Source organism: Paenibacillus sp. Y951 (genome assembly GCF_056786395.1).
In genome coordinates this window covers 115071-133469 of the sequence record NZ_JBXCIY010000005.1, presented here as the reverse complement: position 1 = coordinate 133469, position 18399 = coordinate 115071, and the positions used below count along the sequence as shown (strand labels likewise).

16 protein-coding genes are annotated in these 18399 nt (G+C 39.8%); 15 read left to right on the top strand and 1 reads right to left on the bottom strand.

What is annotated here, in order from left to right:
• Positions 1 to 169 precede the first annotated feature (169 nt).
• Positions 170 to 544, top strand: coding sequence for a hypothetical protein (locus tag AC1TPB_RS09100; protein WP_482076185.1), 375 nt, complete (start codon positions 170 to 172; stop codon positions 542 to 544).
• A 137-nt stretch (positions 545 to 681) separates the two neighbouring features.
• On the opposite strand, the gene AC1TPB_RS09095 is transcribed toward AC1TPB_RS09100, so the two are convergent.
• Positions 682 to 1788, bottom strand: a complete 1107-nt coding sequence (locus AC1TPB_RS09095; protein ID WP_482076184.1) for an HD domain-containing phosphohydrolase — start codon at positions 1786 to 1788, stop codon at positions 682 to 684.
• A 237-nt stretch (positions 1789 to 2025) separates the two neighbouring features.
• Here AC1TPB_RS09095 and AC1TPB_RS09090 point away from each other — a divergent pair, with 237 nt between their 5' ends.
• From AC1TPB_RS09090 to AC1TPB_RS09025, 14 genes are all read left to right on the top strand, one after another.
• Positions 2026 to 2886: a hypothetical protein gene (locus AC1TPB_RS09090; RefSeq protein ID WP_482076183.1), complete on the top strand. Its 861-nt coding sequence runs from the start codon at positions 2026 to 2028 to the stop codon at positions 2884 to 2886.
• Positions 2887 to 2985: 99 nt separating this feature from the next.
• Positions 2986 to 4275 carry a trigger factor gene (gene tig, locus AC1TPB_RS09085; RefSeq protein WP_482076182.1) on the top strand — a complete coding sequence of 430 codons (1290 nt, stop codon included), beginning with the start codon at positions 2986 to 2988 and terminating at the stop codon, positions 4273 to 4275.
• 253 nt (positions 4276 to 4528) lie between these two features.
• Positions 4529 to 5116, top strand: a complete 588-nt coding sequence (gene clpP / locus AC1TPB_RS09080; RefSeq protein WP_482076181.1) for an ATP-dependent Clp endopeptidase proteolytic subunit ClpP — start codon at positions 4529 to 4531, stop codon at positions 5114 to 5116.
• Between the two features lie 23 nt (positions 5117 to 5139).
• Positions 5140 to 6402, top strand: a complete 1263-nt coding sequence (gene clpX, locus AC1TPB_RS09075) for an ATP-dependent protease ATP-binding subunit ClpX (RefSeq protein WP_482061517.1) — start codon at positions 5140 to 5142, stop codon at positions 6400 to 6402.
• Positions 6403 to 6490: 88 nt separating this feature from the next.
• Positions 6491 to 7600, top strand: a complete 1110-nt coding sequence (gene ispG / locus AC1TPB_RS09070; protein WP_482076180.1) for a flavodoxin-dependent (E)-4-hydroxy-3-methylbut-2-enyl-diphosphate synthase — start codon at positions 6491 to 6493, stop codon at positions 7598 to 7600.
• A 266-nt stretch (positions 7601 to 7866) separates the two neighbouring features.
• Positions 7867 to 8307: a hypothetical protein gene (locus AC1TPB_RS09065; protein WP_482076179.1), complete on the top strand. Its 441-nt coding sequence runs from the start codon at positions 7867 to 7869 to the stop codon at positions 8305 to 8307.
• A gap of 450 nt (positions 8308 to 8757) precedes the next feature.
• On the top strand, positions 8758 to 10464 hold the full coding sequence (gene lonB, locus AC1TPB_RS09060; protein ID WP_482076178.1) for an ATP-dependent protease LonB: 1707 nt from the start codon (positions 8758 to 8760) through the stop codon (positions 10462 to 10464).
• A gap of 37 nt (positions 10465 to 10501) precedes the next feature.
• On the top strand, positions 10502 to 12844 hold the full coding sequence (gene lon / locus AC1TPB_RS09055) for an endopeptidase La (protein WP_482076177.1): 2343 nt from the start codon (positions 10502 to 10504) through the stop codon (positions 12842 to 12844).
• Between the two features lies 1 nt (position 12845).
• On the top strand, positions 12846 to 13535 hold the full coding sequence (gene yihA / locus AC1TPB_RS09050) for a ribosome biogenesis GTP-binding protein YihA/YsxC (RefSeq protein ID WP_482076176.1): 690 nt from the start codon (positions 12846 to 12848) through the stop codon (positions 13533 to 13535).
• A gap of 285 nt (positions 13536 to 13820) precedes the next feature.
• Positions 13821 to 14414 carry a non-ribosomal peptide synthetase module gene (locus AC1TPB_RS09045; RefSeq protein WP_482076175.1) on the top strand — a complete coding sequence of 198 codons (594 nt, stop codon included), beginning with the start codon at positions 13821 to 13823 and terminating at the stop codon, positions 14412 to 14414.
• Between the two features lie 405 nt (positions 14415 to 14819).
• Entirely contained in the window at positions 14820 to 15218 is a 399-nt protein-coding gene (gene speD, locus AC1TPB_RS09040) for an adenosylmethionine decarboxylase (protein ID WP_482061511.1), read from the top strand.
• A 187-nt stretch (positions 15219 to 15405) separates the two neighbouring features.
• On the top strand, positions 15406 to 16779 hold the full coding sequence (gene hemA, locus AC1TPB_RS09035) for a glutamyl-tRNA reductase (RefSeq protein WP_482076174.1): 1374 nt from the start codon (positions 15406 to 15408) through the stop codon (positions 16777 to 16779).
• A gap of 64 nt (positions 16780 to 16843) precedes the next feature.
• A complete protein-coding gene (locus AC1TPB_RS09030) occupies positions 16844 to 17662 on the top strand; it encodes a cytochrome C assembly family protein (protein ID WP_482076173.1) in 819 nt (272 codons plus the stop codon).
• Between the two features lie 20 nt (positions 17663 to 17682).
• Positions 17683 to 18312, top strand: coding sequence for a precorrin-2 dehydrogenase/sirohydrochlorin ferrochelatase family protein (locus AC1TPB_RS09025; RefSeq protein WP_482076172.1), 630 nt, complete (start codon positions 17683 to 17685; stop codon positions 18310 to 18312).
• The last annotated feature ends 87 nt before the right edge of the window (positions 18313 to 18399 follow it).

The following is an 18399-nucleotide window of genomic DNA, read 5'->3' as shown; positions in this document are numbered from 1 at the left end:
GTAGTACAATATATTTGAACTTATTGCATAAAATACTGATTAATTATTCGGATGCACCGATAATCTATCACCTAGCAAATCTCAATCAGATACTTACTACAAACTACATGATATAGACGAAATTTATGCGAAAGAAATATCGAGATCATTAATTGAGGGGGAATGAACAATGAGTGAACAATTATTGAGCGAAATGTTAGATACGTTGCAACAAATAAACAATCGACTAGAACGAGTTGAGACTGAACAAAAAGAAATTCGTAGTGAAGTTAGTCAGATCAAAACCGAAGTTAGTCAGATCAAAACTGAAGTTAGTCAGATCAAAACCGAAGTTAGTCATATCAAAGTGGAAGTTAGTCATGTCAAAGCTGATACTTCCGATATTCCATTGATTCGTCGTGCAATACTTGAAACGCTAGAATTAGTCAAGGAATCCGATAAGAAAACAACATCTACTCTTAATACTCATGAATTCGGCATCGATATTCTGAATCGTGAGCAGTTGAAAGTAAAAACAGATATAGAGAAATTGAAAAATAGATAATTGATTATTAAGTGGGTGTAAATTTGATAGAAGAAACGCCTAAACCTTAGCAGTAGCAACGGTTTAGGCGTATTTGTGTGCTCCAATATTATTTCTTTAGTAAGGCGCAGTGCAAGCCATGCATTATTAGCAATGCATCAATCAGCTAAGCTCTCTTTAATGTTAAGTAACTCGGGCAGCTTGTCGAAAAATATATCAACGATCGCTGGATCGAAATGCTTACCGCGTTCTTCACGGAATAATGCTATTATTCTATCGATATCCCAAGCAGGCTTGTACACTCGTGCAGTACTTAATGCATCAAACACATCAGCGACTGCTGTAATTCTTCCGAAGATGTGAATTTCTTCTCCTGTTAGGCCGTGAGGATAACCTGTCCCATTCCATTTTTCATGATGCTGCTCTGAGATAATAGCGGCGGTATGAAGCAGCTTGCGCTGTGATGATCCGAGTAGCTGCTGACCGATTAAAGTGTGGGTTTTCATAATCGTATATTCATCTACTGTGAGCTGATCAGGCTTGTTCAAGATATTATCTGGAATAGCGATTTTGCCAATATCGTGCATAGGCGATACGTCACGAAGCAACTCTGCCTCAGCTTGACTCAGTCCGCAGCCAAGCGCTAAAATATAGGAATATGCGGCAACACGCTTAACGTGATTAGCGGTTTCGCGTGAACGCAGCTCGCTAATTTCTCCCATGACGGAAATTAGCGAGCGTTGTGTATCGACAATTTCCTGATGTAATAGAAACGTTTCTAACGACTTACCGGCATAAGAAGCTGCAAGCGTCAAATACTCTAAGTCTTGATCGGAAAAAACAGCGGCTTCCGTCATTTTATTAATCGCTTGATAGGCGCCGATAATGATATTGTCACTGTTGCGAAAGGGAACTGTAATCATTGATGTTGTGCGATAGCCAGTACGCAAATCATTTTCTATGTTGTGACGCGGATCAAGATAAGCATCTTCAATAACGATAGGAATGCCTTGTGCGACTGCCGAGCCGACAATACCTGACCCAGCCATAATCCTAATTTCATTGACGCCGTGAGCTACGGTTGTATAAAGCTCATTGTTGTCATGATCAATGAGCCAAACGGAGCAGCGGTCAGCAAGAATCATTTCTTTTCCCATATTAGCCATTAGCATAAGCAGATCTTGTAGATTGTGAGATACTGGGATTTTCGCCACATAGCTGAAAATAATATGCAGTAAACGTTCAGGTGTATGTTCAGTGATCACAATGCGTTCCCCTATCTTATGCATTTTTTTCGACTACATACTACAATCATTCTCCAAAAAGTGATAAAATCCTGCTTATTACTAAAGAAAACACAGTTGCCAGGTCAGTGTTCATGGTATAATTTGACGGAAGAAAAATAAAAGTCGTTTCTCAGCTAATCATTAGGTGGTGTTAATATTTCCGATAATAGTAATAAAGAACAGAACTTTTCTGAAAATATATTTTTATTTCCAGCGATGCTTGACCAACATCAAATTCAATTGACTAAGCTGCTGGAAGGTGAGCAGTTTGAAGAAGCCAAAGATTTATTGAAGTTTTTATTGAGCTGTCAAGGTGATGAACGTCAGCATGCTATCGAGTGGGGAAATCTTCTTAATTGGCTAGAAGAATCATTTCCGTCTGTCGATGAGGCAGATGGACTTGAGCATGAAGACTTAGAGGAACAATTTAGAAGAGCTGCGTTAAGTGATTATGGTTCTACTAATTCTACAGAAGCTGCTGCTAAACTTATGGAAACTCTAAAGTCGTCAATACCGATGGATCAGCAGATGCTCACACTGGAGCGTGCAACGTATTTGGACGCTCCTGAATTAAATGAACAGTTGATTAATTGGCTCCAAGAGGCTACACTAACCTCTGCGGTACAATTTAAAGCATTACAATGCTTGAAAAAAAGAGGTTGCTCTGGTACCGTACAACTGAATCGCATGGATGAAACAGTACATCTTCTCATTGAAGAAACTCCATTATCAATGAATGAATTTCCGAATTCTGTCAATGCTATATTAGACAAAGCGATGTTAGCACTCGAACAAGTGGATGTAACAATGCCAATATTAGTTACTGAGCTATGGTTAGAATGTTTACAATGCATATATGGTACGCGTAGTTATGGATGGATGTTGAATGAAGAAGAGTACATTGAAGATTGCTTTGCTGCTGGATTACATCATACGATGCAACTCATTGTTTATGGGTATGCCGTGGATGACGATATCCGTGAAACATATGGAATTACGAATGAATATCGCTTCCGATATGAGCAAGCTAGTCGAGTAATTCGTGAGGTAGCTCTATACTTGCAAGATATCGATTAATTATTACCTTGAAAATAATGATTAACTTGTATATAATAGAGTGGTTTATTAGACGTGAAAACATACAATGCATGAGCATTTTGGAGGGGAAAGCATAAAATGAAAGCAACTTGGGAAAAAATAGAATCAAATACAGTATCAATCAACGTAGAAGTGGATGCTGAGAAAGTATCAGAATCATTAGATCAAGCTTTCAAGAAAGTTGCAGCACAAGTAAATGTACCTGGATTCCGTAAAGGTAAAGTACCTCGTTCAATCTTCGAATCAAAATTCGGAATTGAAAGCTTGTATCAGGATGCAATTGATATCATTCTTCCGGGCGCATATTCTGCAGCTATTGAAGAAACTGGCATTCAACCAGTTGATCGTCCAGAAATCGATGTAACGCAATTTGCAAAAGGACAAGTATTCATCTTTACTGCAAAAGTTACAGTTAAACCAGAAGTAACTCTAGGTGCTTACAATGGCGTAGAAGTTGCTAAAGTTACTGCTGAAGTTACAGAAGAAGAAATCGCTGCTGAATTAGAGCGTCTACAACAACGTCATGCTGAGCTTAATGTTGTTGAAGAAGGTGCTGCTGAGAATGGTGACGTTACTGTAATCGATTTTGATGGTTATGTAGATGGCGTTGCATTTGAAGGTGGTAAAGCTGAACGTCATTCTCTTGAACTAGGTTCAGGTTCATTCATTCCTGGATTCGAAGAACAAGTAGTCGGTATGCAACTTGGTGATTTCAAAGATGTTGAAGTAACATTCCCAGAAGGTTACCAAGAAGAAAGTCTAGCTGGTAAAGCAGCAATTTTCAAAGTTAAGTTGCATGAGCTTAAACGCAAAACGCTTCCGGCTCTTGATGATGAGTTTGCAAAAGACGTAAGTGAATTTGATACTCTAGAAGAGTACAAAAAAGATCTTGCAAGCAAGCTACAAGAAAACAAAGTAAAAGAAGCAGCTCAAGCTCAAGAAGCAGAAGTTATCGCTAAAGTTGCTGAAGCAGCTACTGTAGAAATTCCTGCAGCAATGGTAGAAACTGAGCAAAACTATATGCTACAAGATTTCGAAAACCGTCTAAGCTCTCAAGGTATGACTCTAGATCTGTACTACCAATTCTCTGGTCAAAACGAGCAAGTGCTTCGTGACCAAATGAAGGGTGACGCAGAAAAACGCGTTCTTAACAATCTTGTATTAGAAGCAATTGCTAAAGCTGAATCTATTGAAGTATCTGAAGAGGATATTAACGAGGAACTAGCTAGCCTTTCTACAGCTTACAACCGTCCAGCTGAAGAAATTCGTGAAATCTTCACGAAAAATGGCAACATAGAAAACTTGACTGAGGATCTATTGCTTCGTAAAGCAATTAAATTCCTAGTTAGCAATAGTGTAGCTGTTTAATTTGTACAACATATAAAGCAGAACATAACATAAGAAATAAGGCACGTAAGTATACGTGCCTTATTTTTGAACGATGGACTTGCTAATGAAGTTTCTGCTTACATAATATACATATAGCTTTTGAATGACCGTATACATATGAGTAATAAGATTAAAAGTAGTGACAGAATTGATTGGAAAAATGACATCACTTCTCCAACGTGATACAATAAAAGTGTTCACATTAAGTATAAGATGAAAGAAGGTTGATCGCATGAACTTAGTTCCAATCGTTGTAGAACAGACGAATCGTGGGGAAAGATCTTACGATATTTATTCTCGCTTGCTTAAAGATCGTATTATTTTTCTTGGTAGTGCGATTGATGATGATGTTGCGAATGCAGTAATTGCTCAATTGTTATTCCTAGCTGCGGATGATCCTGAAAAGGATATCCATCTCTATATCAATTCACCTGGTGGTTCAGTGACAGCAGGTATGGGTATATTTGACACTATGCAATATATCAAGCCAGAGGTGAGCACAATCTGTATGGGTATGGCTGCAAGTATGGGCTCTCTACTACTTACAGCAGGTGCAAAAGGCAAACGTTTTGCGCTTCCTAATGCGGAAGTAATGATTCATCAGCCGCTTGGTGGTATTAGTGGTCAAGCTACAGATATTAAGATTCATGCGGATTGGATACTTAGAACAAAGCAAAAGCTCAATCAAATCTATGTAGACCGTACTGGTCAAACATATGAGAAGATTGATCGTGATACAGATCGCGATAACTTCATGAGTGCTCAAGAAGCTTTGGAATATGGGTTGATAGATAAGGTGATTACTTCACCTATAGTTTAATATTGGAATGAAGGGGTGAATGCATGTTTAAGTTCAATGATGAGAAAGCTCAATTGAAATGTTCTTTCTGTGGTAAATCGCAAGAGCAGGTACGCAAGCTAGTTGCAGGCCCTAGCGTTTATATATGTGATGAATGTATCGATCTTTGCTCTGAAATCGTAGAGGAAGAGCTTGGACAAGAAGAAGAAGTGGATCTGAAGAATATTCCGAAACCAATGGAAATTCGTTCGACACTTGATTCATATGTTATTGGTCAAGATTTTGCCAAAAAATCATTATCCGTAGCGGTGTATAATCACTACAAACGTGTGAATACAGGCAGTAAAATTGAGGATGTTGAGTTGCAGAAGAGTAATATTTTACTATTAGGACCTACAGGTTCTGGTAAAACATTACTAGCGCAAACGATGGCTCGTATTTTGAATGTACCATTTGCTATCGCTGATGCTACGTCTCTAACTGAAGCTGGTTATGTAGGTGAGGATGTTGAGAACATTCTTCTGAAATTAATCCAAGCTGCTGATTATGATGTGGAAAAAGCTGAGCGCGGTATTATTTACATCGATGAGATTGATAAAGTAGCACGTAAATCTGAAAACCCATCGATTACACGTGATGTATCTGGTGAAGGTGTTCAGCAAGCGTTGCTTAAAATTCTTGAAGGTACAGTAGCTTCTGTTCCTCCACAAGGTGGACGTAAACATCCACATCAAGAATTTATTCAAATTGATACGACGAATATCTTGTTCATCTGTGGTGGTGCATTTGACGGTCTTGAATCAATCATTAAACGTAGAATTGGTAAAAAAGTGATTGGTTTTAACTCTACTGGTGAAGTTCAGAAGGATCTGAAACCAGGTGAGTATTTGTCTATGGTGTTGCCTGAGGATTTATTGAGATTCGGCTTGATTCCTGAGTTTGTTGGGCGTCTCCCTGTTATTTCAACTCTAGAGCCGCTAGATGAGCCAGCATTGGTGCGTATTCTTTCCGAACCGAAAAATGCACTAGTGAAGCAATATCAAAAATTGCTTGAGCTTGACAATGTGAAGTTGGAGTTCCAAGCAGAGGCACTTGATGCGATTGCGAAAGAAGCAATTAAGCGTAATACAGGTGCTCGTGGTCTTCGAGCGATCATTGAAGGGATCATGCTTGATTTGATGTATGAAGTTCCATCTCGTGAAGATGTAACGACTTGCGTCATAACTGAAGATACTGTAACGAGTAAAATTGTTCCGGAACTTAGCCAACCTGAAAAGAAGGATAATAAGAAGGAAGAAAGTGCTTAACGTTACTTGAAAACAGACAAAGTAACCACCTCATGCTGTGCATTATCAGAGCAAGGGGTGGACTTTGCCATTTATGGGAGAGATAACTATGTACTTACGTCAGAACACCGTACCTGTCAAAGTTGGTAATCTAACGATTGGTGGAAGTAATGAGGTTCTTATTCAAAGTATGTGTACAACAAAGACGGCTAATGTGGAAGCAACCGTTGCGGAAATATTACGTCTTGAGGAAGCTGGATGTCAATTAGTTCGTGTTACCGTTAACAATATGGAAGCGGCAGATGCGATCAAGGAAATTAAGAAACAGATTCATATTCCTCTAGTTGCTGATATACATTTTGATTATCGTCTTGCTTTACGTGCCATTGAAAATGGGATTGATAAAGTTCGTATTAATCCAGGTAATATTGGTCGCCGCGAAAAGGTAGAAGCAGTTGTTGCAGCTTGTAAAGAAAAGGGGATCCCTATTCGAATCGGTGTTAATGCGGGATCACTTGAAAATCATTTGCTAGAAAAGTATGGCTATCCTACTCCAGAAGCAATGGTAGAAAGTGCGATGTATCATATTGGTATTCTAGAAGAATTAGACTTCCATGATATTATCGTGTCTTTGAAAGCTTCAGATGTTCCGATGGCGATCAAAGCGTACTCTATGGCTGCGGAAGTTATCAAATATCCACTTCATCTTGGTATTACCGAAGCGGGTACATTGAATGCTGGAACGATCAAAAGCTCTGCGGGTATTGGTGCATTGTTAGCGCTAGGTATTGGTAATACATTGCGTATTAGCTTATCTGCTGACCCTGTCGAAGAAGTTAAAGTTGCTCGTGAGCTACTGAAAACATTTGGCTTAATTACGAATGCAGCAACGCTTGTATCTTGTCCGACATGCGGTCGTCTTGATATTGATCTGTTCTCAGTTGCCAACGAGGTAGAAGAGTATATTTCTAAGATAAAGGTACCTATCAAAGTGTCTGTACTAGGCTGTGCGGTTAACGGTCCTGGTGAGGCTCGTGAGGCTGATATCGGCATTGCAGGTGCGCGTGGTGAAGGCATGCTGTTCCGTTATGGAGAGATGATTCGTAAAGTGCCTGAGGCGGAATTGCTATCAGAACTGAAGAAGGAAATCGATGAAATTGTACGTGTGTTCGAAGAAACAGGAGAAATACCTGGTCGTAAAGAACATATAAAGCACTAATAAATAAATAAATATGAAGCCCTAATAAAAAATGCCCTAGTGACTGTGAAGTTGCTAGGGCATTTTTTATTAGGGGGTGGTTGTCAGGAATATAAACGACAAATCGTGCTACTATACATTCTGAAATTATCAATTAAATTCATAAAATATATAATTGGTAATAAATTCTGAATGATGTAATTTTGTGGTATGATATATATTGTTCGTTTGGAAGAAAGACTTCTTAGATAAAACTGGATAACATCCTAAGCGTAAGAAGGAAAGATATGATGGAATTTGGGTTGTCTATATTTTGGTATTTGATTGCTTACATCTTAGTTACACTTGTCGGTATATTACATACATGCTTCAATGCATATGTGCTCAAGATGGATAAAGATACAATACAACCTGTGAAATCAATGTACGATATTAAGTCATATGCAGCAACGGTAAAGTATCATGCACTATATAACATCATTCTCTGGCCAATAGCCTCATATTATTATTTCATTAAAGTACAATCAGACAATCTATGGCTCGAAGCTCTTATTATCGGAATATCATGGATGCTGCTAACGATCATTATTGATCTAATTGGTTGGGTACTTATTCGTCATCCATGGGCAATGACGTGGAAAGAGATGTATCTAGACTATCAGCCGTGGATTACATTAATTTATTTAGCAATATTCATGAGTGCTTTTGTTGGCGCTGTGTTCATTTGAAGCGAAGCGTAATCGGCATCGGAGCTACCATATATCAGTTATCAAGCAAAAACTCACGTTGTGAACTTGCATTAATAAGGGCGTTACTTAGTTGCATTTATTATGCAAACATAAGTAACGTCCGTTTTTTGTTTGTATTTTAAGTTGTCTCCACCTACTGCAATAGCGGAGACAACTAATCGCTCTCCTATGCCACAGCGGAGAGAACTAATCACTAGTGGAAAAGCGATAGCGGTCGTTTTTGTCATTGGATTTATACCACTATTCCCTATTCCAATAAATCCGAGGCCAACGGCGATTGGAACAGTGATTAGTTCTCGGAGCGGTCTTCGATTGGTTCTCGCAGCACCCCCTTAATTATTTCTCTTCCCAACCAAGATTATTCCATCTGCTAGAAGGTAATACTATGTAATACGGGAAAGTTTAATAATAAGAGGAGTGGGGTTAATAATGAATATGAGCGTATTGTTAATGATTATTCAAGTGTTTTTTGCTGTCGTAATTGGATTATATTTCTTCAATCTATTACGTAATCAGAAGATGAGTAAAGTAGCAGTAGATAAGGAATCACGTAAGGAAATGGACAAACTTCGCAAGCTTCGTTCAATTTCGTTAACGAAGCCGTTAGCTGAGAAAACAAGACCGCAATCGCTGAATGATATTGTAGGACAGAAGGATGGACTTAAGGCTCTTAAAGCTGCGCTATGCAGCGCTAATCCGCAGCATGTCATCATCTACGGTCCTCCAGGAGTAGGCAAAACTGCAGCGGCACGGGTTGTACTAGAAGAAGCGAAACGTAATCCATCGTCACCATTTCTACCAACTGCCAAATTTACAGAAATAGATGCTACGACTGCACGCTTTGATGAAAGAGGTATTGCGGATCCTCTAATTGGTTCGGTTCATGATCCAATCTATCAAGGGGCTGGGGCAATGGGTGTAGCAGGTATACCACAGCCGAAGGCTGGTGCGGTTACGAAGGCGCATGGTGGAATTCTATTTATTGATGAAATAGGTGAATTACATCCTGTCCAGATGAATAAGTTATTAAAGGTACTAGAAGATCGCAAAGTCTTTCTGGAAAGTGCCTATTACAATTCAGAAGATAGTCATATTCCTAGCTATATTCATGATATATTTCAAAATGGATTGCCTGCGGACTTCCGCTTAGTCGGAGCGACAACTCGTTCGCCGCAAGAAATTCCACCTGCTATTCGCTCGAGATGTATGGAAGTATATTTCCGTCCGTTACTTGCTGATGAGGTGGCGGAAGTTGCTGAGAATGCTGTTGTGAAAATTGGTTTTGCACCTTGTCCTGAAGCGATTGATGTTGTAAAGCAGTATGCAACGAATGGACGTGAAGCTGTTAATATTATTCAGCTTTCGGCAGGGCTTGCATTATCTGAAAAAAGGGATAAAATTACGGCGATGGATATTGAATGGGTTGTTAATAGTAGTCAAATACCACCAAGACCAGAACGTAAAGTTCCATTAGTTCCGCAAATTGGCTTTGTAAATGGGCTAGCGGTATATGGTCCAAGTATGGGGGCGCTGCTTGAAATTGAAGTAAGTTCTATTCCGGTCGCTAAAGGGAAAGGCCAATATATTATTACAGGTGTCGTTGATGAAGAGGAGCTGGGTGGTGGCTCTCGTACGTTAAGGAGAAAAAGTATGGCCAAAGGATCTATCGAAAATGTACTGACCGTGCTTCGTTTGAAAGGTCTTAATCCACAGGACTACGATCTACATATTAATTTCCCTGGCGGTTCACCGGTTGACGGACCATCAGCAGGTATTGCTATGGCCACAGCGATTACGTCAGCAATATTGAATGCGCCAATCGATAATCGCCTAGCGATGACTGGTGAAATTGGGATACATGGTAATGTAAAGCCAGTTGGTGGTGTGCTAGCTAAGGTGGAAGCAGCCTTCCAAGCTGGCGCAGTTCGTGTTATTATTCCTAGAGAAAACTGGCAAGAAATATTTGCTGACCTGAATGGCTTGCAAGTTATTCCGGTTTCTCGCATTGAGGAAGTGCTTTCGCATGTATTTCCAGAATTAGCACAATGGAATGATGAGGATCAAACAGAGCAATGGAAGTTGAATTTGTTCAGTGCTCCAACATATCCATATTTGCAGGCGGAATCATTTGAGTGATAAGATGTTAGAGAGTATGTAGAATGGAGGTGCTGGAATGGGTTCTAGCAAAACAAAAACACGCCGAATTCCTTTGCTCCCTCTTAGGGGCTTACTTGTCTATCCCAGCATGGTGCTTCACTTAGATGTGGGAAGGGATAAATCTATCCGCGCGCTTGAAAAGGCGATGCTTGATGATCAAAATATTTTACTAGTATCTCAAGCTGAGGTGAATATTGAAAACCCACTTGAAGAAGATATTTTCAGAATAGGTACGATTGCAAAAGTGAAGCAAATGCTGAAGCTTCCTAATGGAACTATTCGAGTGCTAGCGGAAGGATTGGTTCGTGCCGAAATTCAAGATTATCTTGATAATGAACAATATTATGAGGTTGTCGTGAAGGAATTGCCTGAACCAACAGAGCAAACGCCGCAGGTGGATGCATTAATGCGTTCGGTGCTGAGCCAATTTGAAAATTATGTTTCACTCTCCAAGAAAGTAACGCCTGAAACGTATGCAGCAGTATCTGATATTGAAGAAGCGGGACGTCTTGCCGATGTGATTACAAGTCATCTAACTCTGAAGATTAAAGATAAGCAAAAAATTCTTGAAACGACTGATGTAGAAAAACGTCTTGAAGCATTACTTGATCTCCTTAACAATGAGCGCGAAGTGCTTGAGATGGAACGTCAAATCAATCAGCGCGTGAAAAAGCAGATGGAAAAAACGCAAAAGGAATATTATTTGCGCGAGCAGATGAAGGCGATTCAGAAGGAGCTTGGTGAGAAAGAAGGTCGCCTTGGTGAAACTGAAGAGCTGCGTATTCAGTTAGAAGAGGCTCAGCTTCCTGAATCGGTTGCCGAGAGGGTTAATAAAGAAATAGATCGTCTTGAGAAAATGCCACAATCTTCAGCAGAAGGTGGAATCATTCGTAATTATATCGACTCGTTGCTTGCTTTGCCGTGGCATAAGTTAACGGATGATGATCTGGACATTGTTCATGCTGAGCAAATCTTGAATGACGATCATTACGGGCTTGAAAAAGCGAAGGAACGTGTGCTGGAGTATTTGGCTGTGCAAAAGCTGGTGAAAAAGCTGAAGGGACCAATCCTTTGTCTTGTAGGACCGCCAGGGGTTGGTAAAACTTCTCTAGCGAAATCTATTGCGAAGTCGCTTGGTCGTAAATTTGTTCGTATTTCTCTAGGTGGCGTGCGTGATGAAGCGGAAATTCGCGGGCATCGTCGTACATATGTTGGTGCTATGCCAGGTAGAATTATGCAAGGAATGAAGTCTGCCGGGACGAAAAATCCAGTATTTCTACTCGATGAAATTGACAAGATGGCATCCGATTTCCGCGGAGATCCCTCTTCCGCGTTACTTGAAGTATTAGATCCAGAGCAGAACTCTACGTTCAGCGATCACTTTGTAGAGGTTCCGTTTGATTTGTCATCCGTTATGTTCGTAACGACAGCTAATTCCTTACAGACCATACCACGTCCATTGCTTGATCGTATGGAAATTTTACAAGTACCCGGCTATACTGAGCTAGAGAAGCTAGAGATTGCCAAGCGCTATCTATTCCGTAAGCAACGTGCTGATCATGGATTGCAGGAGGAACAGTTGACGATCGATAATGAAGCGATTAGTTTCATTATTCGTGAGTACACTCGTGAGGCTGGTGTGCGAAACCTTGAGCAACAGATTGCCGCATTATCTCGTAAGGCGGCGAAAGCTTTCGTCTCTGATGAGCAACTGCAAACCATCCATATTGATCGTGAGCAGGTGAAGCTATCGCTTGGACAACCGAGGTTCCGATATGGTATGGTTGATGCTCAGAATCAGATTGGGGCGGTTACAGGGCTAGCATGGACGGAAGTTGGTGGCGATACACTTGTGATCGAAGTTTCAACAATGACTGGTAGCGGTAAGCTTAATCTAACGGGTAAGCTTGGTGATGTGATGAAGGAATCTGCGCAAGCAGCATTCAGCTACATCAGAGCGCATGCCAAAGAGCTTGGAGTAGCACCGGATTTCCATGAAAAGCTAGATATTCACATTCATATTCCGGAAGGTGCAATACCTAAGGATGGACCTTCAGCTGGGATAACAATGGCAACAGCACTTATATCAGCACTTAGTGGTCGCTATGTATCCAAAGAAGTTGCAATGACAGGGGAAATAACATTAAGAGGTAGAGTGTTGCCAATCGGTGGTTTGAAAGAAAAATCATTAGCAGCACATCGAGCTGGTATTAAAAAGGTGCTTATACCTATCGATAATACAAGAGATCTTGATGATATTCCAGAAAGTATAAAGCAAGAGGTAGAGTTTGTTCCTGTCGCTCATCTAGATGAAGTGCTTGCGCATGCTTTAGTAGCAAACGAGAATGAGGAGCAATAACATGATAAAAATTAAAGATACACAATTTATAATTAGTGCCGTACGCCCTGAACAATACCCAGATAATGGCTTGCCAGAAATTGCTCTGGCAGGTCGTTCTAATGTCGGCAAGTCCTCATTAATTAATAAGATGATTATGCGTAAAAACTTAGCGCGTACGAGTTCACAGCCTGGTAAAACGCAACAACTGAACTATTACCGAGTAAACGAAGATATTTATATTGTTGACTTTCCTGGTTATGGTTATGCGAAAGTATCCAAGAAGCAGCGTGAAGAATTTGGTATTATGATCGAAAGATATTTACAATCTCGTGAGCCGCTAGTATTGCAGCTTCTAGTTATCGATATTCGTCATGAACCATCTAAAGATGATCAATTGATGTATCAGTGGCTGAAGCATTATGAGATCCCCACCTGTATCGTATGTACGAAAGCTGATAAAATACCGCGCTCCAAATGGGACAAACATATGAAAATGATCAAAACTACGCTTGGCGCTAGCTCGAAGGATCGAGTTGTACTATTTTCTTCGGATACTGGGCTTGGTCGTGATGAGCTATGGGGTCATATTATGCAAGCGATCGAAGATGCTGGAATGTCTTTACCTGTGGAAGATGGGGTAGTAGAGCCAACGGAAGCGGAAATAAAAGATTCTGCATCAATTGTTGAAACGATTGAAGATCAACAATAATGTAGTAGTGTTTTTCGTGATATTAATTTAGTAGATTTATATTTTTCGGCAAGCAGGGTAGGATTCACGAGAACTTCTTAATAATTAGTAAGCATTATGAGTGATTGTTCAAGAAATTTTGCGATAATTCCGTTATTTCGTGAAATACGATGGAATTTCATGTATGGGGAGCAGGAATATAGAACGCAAATCTCGTATAATATAACATATAAGCATGTATTCGGCCTTTCTGAGTTCTAAGATATTCTTCATCTACTTGGAAAGCGAAGAATTGAGGAGATTTTTATGGCTAAGCGGATAGCCACAGAGTATGTTAATGCAAGGTTTGAGTTAAGTAGTTCTGAATTATCGAAGTTTATTATTTTTATGGAGGAGCAACAATTGCGCCTTCAGGTACTCATTCTTGAGAATGGTAACCAATCACTGGTACTAGAAGATGTAGCTGGACACGAGGCGATTCGTATGACGTTTGAACGTCATTATGATGAATATGTATGTGAACTTACATGCCGAATTGTCGAACTAAAGCTGACTAATGCAATGCGAAAAGCGGTATCCGCATTCCGTGGCAGTGCGATTGTCAATCGGATTTATAGTCATTATACGATGGAATATCATTATAAGAGTGGCAGTGTTCACCGTATCATTGAGAAGAATGATAAAGGTGAGCGCACGGTATTCGAGAAAAAGAATACCGTTCAAAAGCTACAACGTGTATTTGATAGTCGTTTAATTGAAAGAGAAATTAAGCTTATTTATCAAGCGATTGATGAGTGGCTAGAGCTTCGAAATCAAGTAAGCAACGATCTAGAGTTGAACAATATTGATGAGCAGTTGAAAGCATTAACGTTCAAATTATTCGCGTTGGAAGCAAACTGAACATAGTACATGTAAAAACGAGCGGGGTAATAACCTGCTCGTTTTTTCTTATCAGTCAACAAATTAGTAGTGCATGATAATGTTTTGTTAAAAGTAAAGAATGGAAAAAAATGAATGAATATTGAGAAATGAGTAGCAATATTTAGCTATCTTGAGTAAATTAGAGAGAGACTAGAAATATTATTAAAACTTACAGAATTTTTACAAAATAACTATTGCAATTAACTCTATAAGATGTTATTTTTATTCTCGTTGAAAACAAATTGGTTGTTCAAAATTAGGAACCAGGATTCACTCAGGACATTGTAATGTTACGAGAGATTATACCCTCGAGAAGTGAATGACGTAGGTCCTAGCGGATGAAATTTTTCAAACATTTTATTCCTAGGAAGGGGGAACCGAAGGATGGAATATTCTACTTTCGGAAGACACGTTGCTGTTGATGCATGGGGTGTCGATTTTGATTTGCTAAACAGTGCGGAGGTATTACAATCTCACATGGTTGAGGCAGCGGAGGCTTGTGGAGCTACAGTGCTATCTGTTCAATCAAAACAATTTGAACCTCAAGGCGCAACGGTACTTGTGCTGTTGTCAGAGAGCCATCTCTCGATTCATACGTATCCTGAAAGAGGATTTGCTGCACTGGATTGTTATACTTGTGGCGAAACAGTAGATCCACAGGTAGCAATCGATTATATGCTTTCAGTGCTTAAGCCACAAACAACACATGCTAAGAAACTAGTTCGTGGTATGGGTGAGCTTCAAATCGTTGAACCTGAACTAAAACAAATTGAACTAGTATAAGAATGCAGATATGGCCATGGACGAAAGTCTATGGCCTTTTCCTATGGAGCGATTGTGATATTGCGAACAATAGGTATAATACGTCGATATAATTCGAATAATAGTCAAATATAGAGGAATTTGCGAAATATTATTATGCTATACTTATTATAAATTATTGGCTTTACATTTCGGAAAGGGGATCACCATGCATATTATTGTTGTCGGCTTGAACTATCGGACCGCAGCTGTCGAAGTTAGAGAACGCTTCGCATTGGCTGAAGAACAATTAACAGAAGCACTTATAAAGTTGAAAAGCACAACGAGTATTATGGAATGTGTGATTGTCGCAACTTGTAACCGCACTGAGATTTATGCGATCGTTGATCGTGCACAAATCTGTGGTCATTATGTTAGATTATTTATGGAACAATGGTTTGGTCTGCCACGTGAGCAGTTCACAAACAGTTTATATATGTATGAGGATCATGAAGCAATCGAACATTTGTTCAAAGTAACAAGTGGTCTTGATTCGATGATTATTGGTGAAACGCAAATACTTGGACAAGTGAAGCAAGCATTTCTTGAAGCGCAGCAGTTGAAAACAACGGGGACTGTGTTTAATATGCTGTTTAAGCAAGCGGTCACGCTAGCCAAACGTGCTCATTCTGAAACGAGAGTTGGTGAGCTTGCTGTATCTGTTAGTTATGCTGCGGTAGAGCTAGGCAAACAAATTTTTGGTAACTTCGCTAATAAGCGAGTGATGATTTTTGGCGCTGGTGAAACTGGAGAGTTAACGGCGAAGCATTTGCATGCCAATGGCGCATCTCAGATTAATGTCGTCAATCGAACATTGGAGAAAGCGAAGCAATTGGCTGCTCAATTCGATGGTATTGCTTATAACTTTGAACAAGCGAATGAGCAGATGCAGCATGTCGATATTATGATTAGCTCAACGGCTGCTAAGCAATTCGTGCTGACGACTGCAGATGTACAAGCTATTATGGCGAAGCGTCGTTCTAAGCCATTATTTATGATTGATATTGCTGTGCCTCGAGATTTTGATCCGAACATCGCAACAATAGATAATGTTTTCCTATATGATATTGATGATTTGCATGGGATTGTCGAAAGTAATCTAGCGCAACGTGAGCAGGAAGCGACGAAGATTAATGTGATGATTCAAGAAGAAATTGCCTTGTTCGATAGCTGGTTCAAGACACTAGGTGTTGTTCCGCTTATTCGCGGTCTACAAACGAAAGCAGCTAAAGTGCATGAAGAAACAATGGTAAGCTTGTCTAATAAGTTGCCTAATCTGTCTGAACAAGAGCTGAAAGTTATTCGTAAATTGACGAAGAGTATGGTCAATCAGATGGTTCAGGATCCTATACTACGCGTAAAGGAATTAGCTGGAACCAAAAAAGCAGATGAAGCAATGGATTTATTCGTACAGTTATTTGATTTGAAAGAGCAATTAGACGAGCTAGAAAAAGCAGAGCAGAAAGTACAAGAGCCAGCTATACAGGATCGCTCACAGTTTGTCCGTTCTGCCAAAAAACTTGCTGCGCTTGTACGCTCTTAACAAAAGTTTTATAGCCCTATCGTTTCGAACAACACAATGAAGTAGAACACAGGGTGGTGCAGTGATGGATATGGATCTATGGATCTATGATATTTTTATATATATTTATGCCCTGAGTCTATTGTTTTATTTTTCTGATTTTGTTTCTGAGAATCGGAAGGCAAAACAACTAGGCACAGGGCTACTTGTTTTTGTGTGGTTGCTTTCTGGAGCATTTCTAATCTTCCGGTTACTAACGGAATTAAGACTACCGCTGTTTCAATTTACTACCTTTGATATATTGCAACTGTTTTCGTGGATATTAATTACGGTATCATTTATTATTAGCAGATATTATAAGATCGAACTGATTGTGTTTTTCGTCAATGTTATTGGGTTTTCAGTGTTTGCCCTTAATATGTATAGTTCTCCGAAAGAAGGGCGTTCGCTTGAACTATGGCAAGCTACCCAAGAATTGCTTTATGTACATATTAGTCTTGTTATTAGCGCTTACGCAGTGTTGACGATCGGGGCTTTGCTATCGATCATGTATCTGGTTGTACATCATAGCTTGAAACGTAAAAAATGGACCAAATGGTTGCGTAGATTTCCGAGTCTTGAAGTTATGGATCGTTCGAGTGAAAGAATGGTTATTATCGGAGTTCCACTATTGATTATGTCGTTGGCAATTGCAGCGATTTCATTAGTCGTGGAAGGTAGGGCATACATGCTGTTAGATATTCAGATTGTCACTTCACTTTGTGCGCTTGCTATTTATGGATATTTTATTTATCAGCGTTCTGTTAATCAGCGATCAGGACAAAGGATTGCCAAGTTGTATTTACTAGCGTACGCATTTCAACTTATTAATATGTTTTCGAGTGAGTTTTCGTCATTCCACTAAATGTGCAGGAGGAGATGGTTATGGAGCAAAACTCTCTGTACTATCCCATAATGGTTAATTTGCATCATCATCAATGTCTCGTCGTTGGTGGAGGTGTAATCGCTACCCGTAAAGTTACAGGATTACTTGCAGGAAATGCTAGCTCAGTTACTATTGTCGCGCCGAATATTAGTGAGCCATTGCAAGAGTTATTACCTCTTCACGAATCATTAACTTGGATTCCGTCGATGTATAATGAAGCATTAGTACAACAGTTCACTATCGTGTTTGCAGCAACGGATCAAGATGAGCTGAATCGCACTATTACTGAGGCTGCCTTGAATAAAGGGAAATTGGTGTGTAATGTTAGTGATGGCGAGCAAGGAAGCTTTATAACACCAGCGATCATTCGTGAAGGTCAACTCACATTAGCGATTTCAACTTCAGGAACGAGTCCTGCCTTAACGAAGTATTTGAAGCGTGAGCTAGAGGCTCAATTTGCTAAACCGTATGCGGACGCTTTACAATTAATGTCACGCCTTAGAGTTGATCTGGAGCGGGATGATATTGACTTAACGATCAGTGCTCGAATTACCGAGCAGGCATTGCAAGAGGTGCTTCAAGTTTCTCCAACAGAGTATGATATGTGGTATAGAAAACTACGACAGTGATCATAGAGGTGGTTCAAAACATTCACTTGTGATCACGATGACTATGCTAACGTAGCTTAGTCGACATCGAATATGAAGCGAATGAAG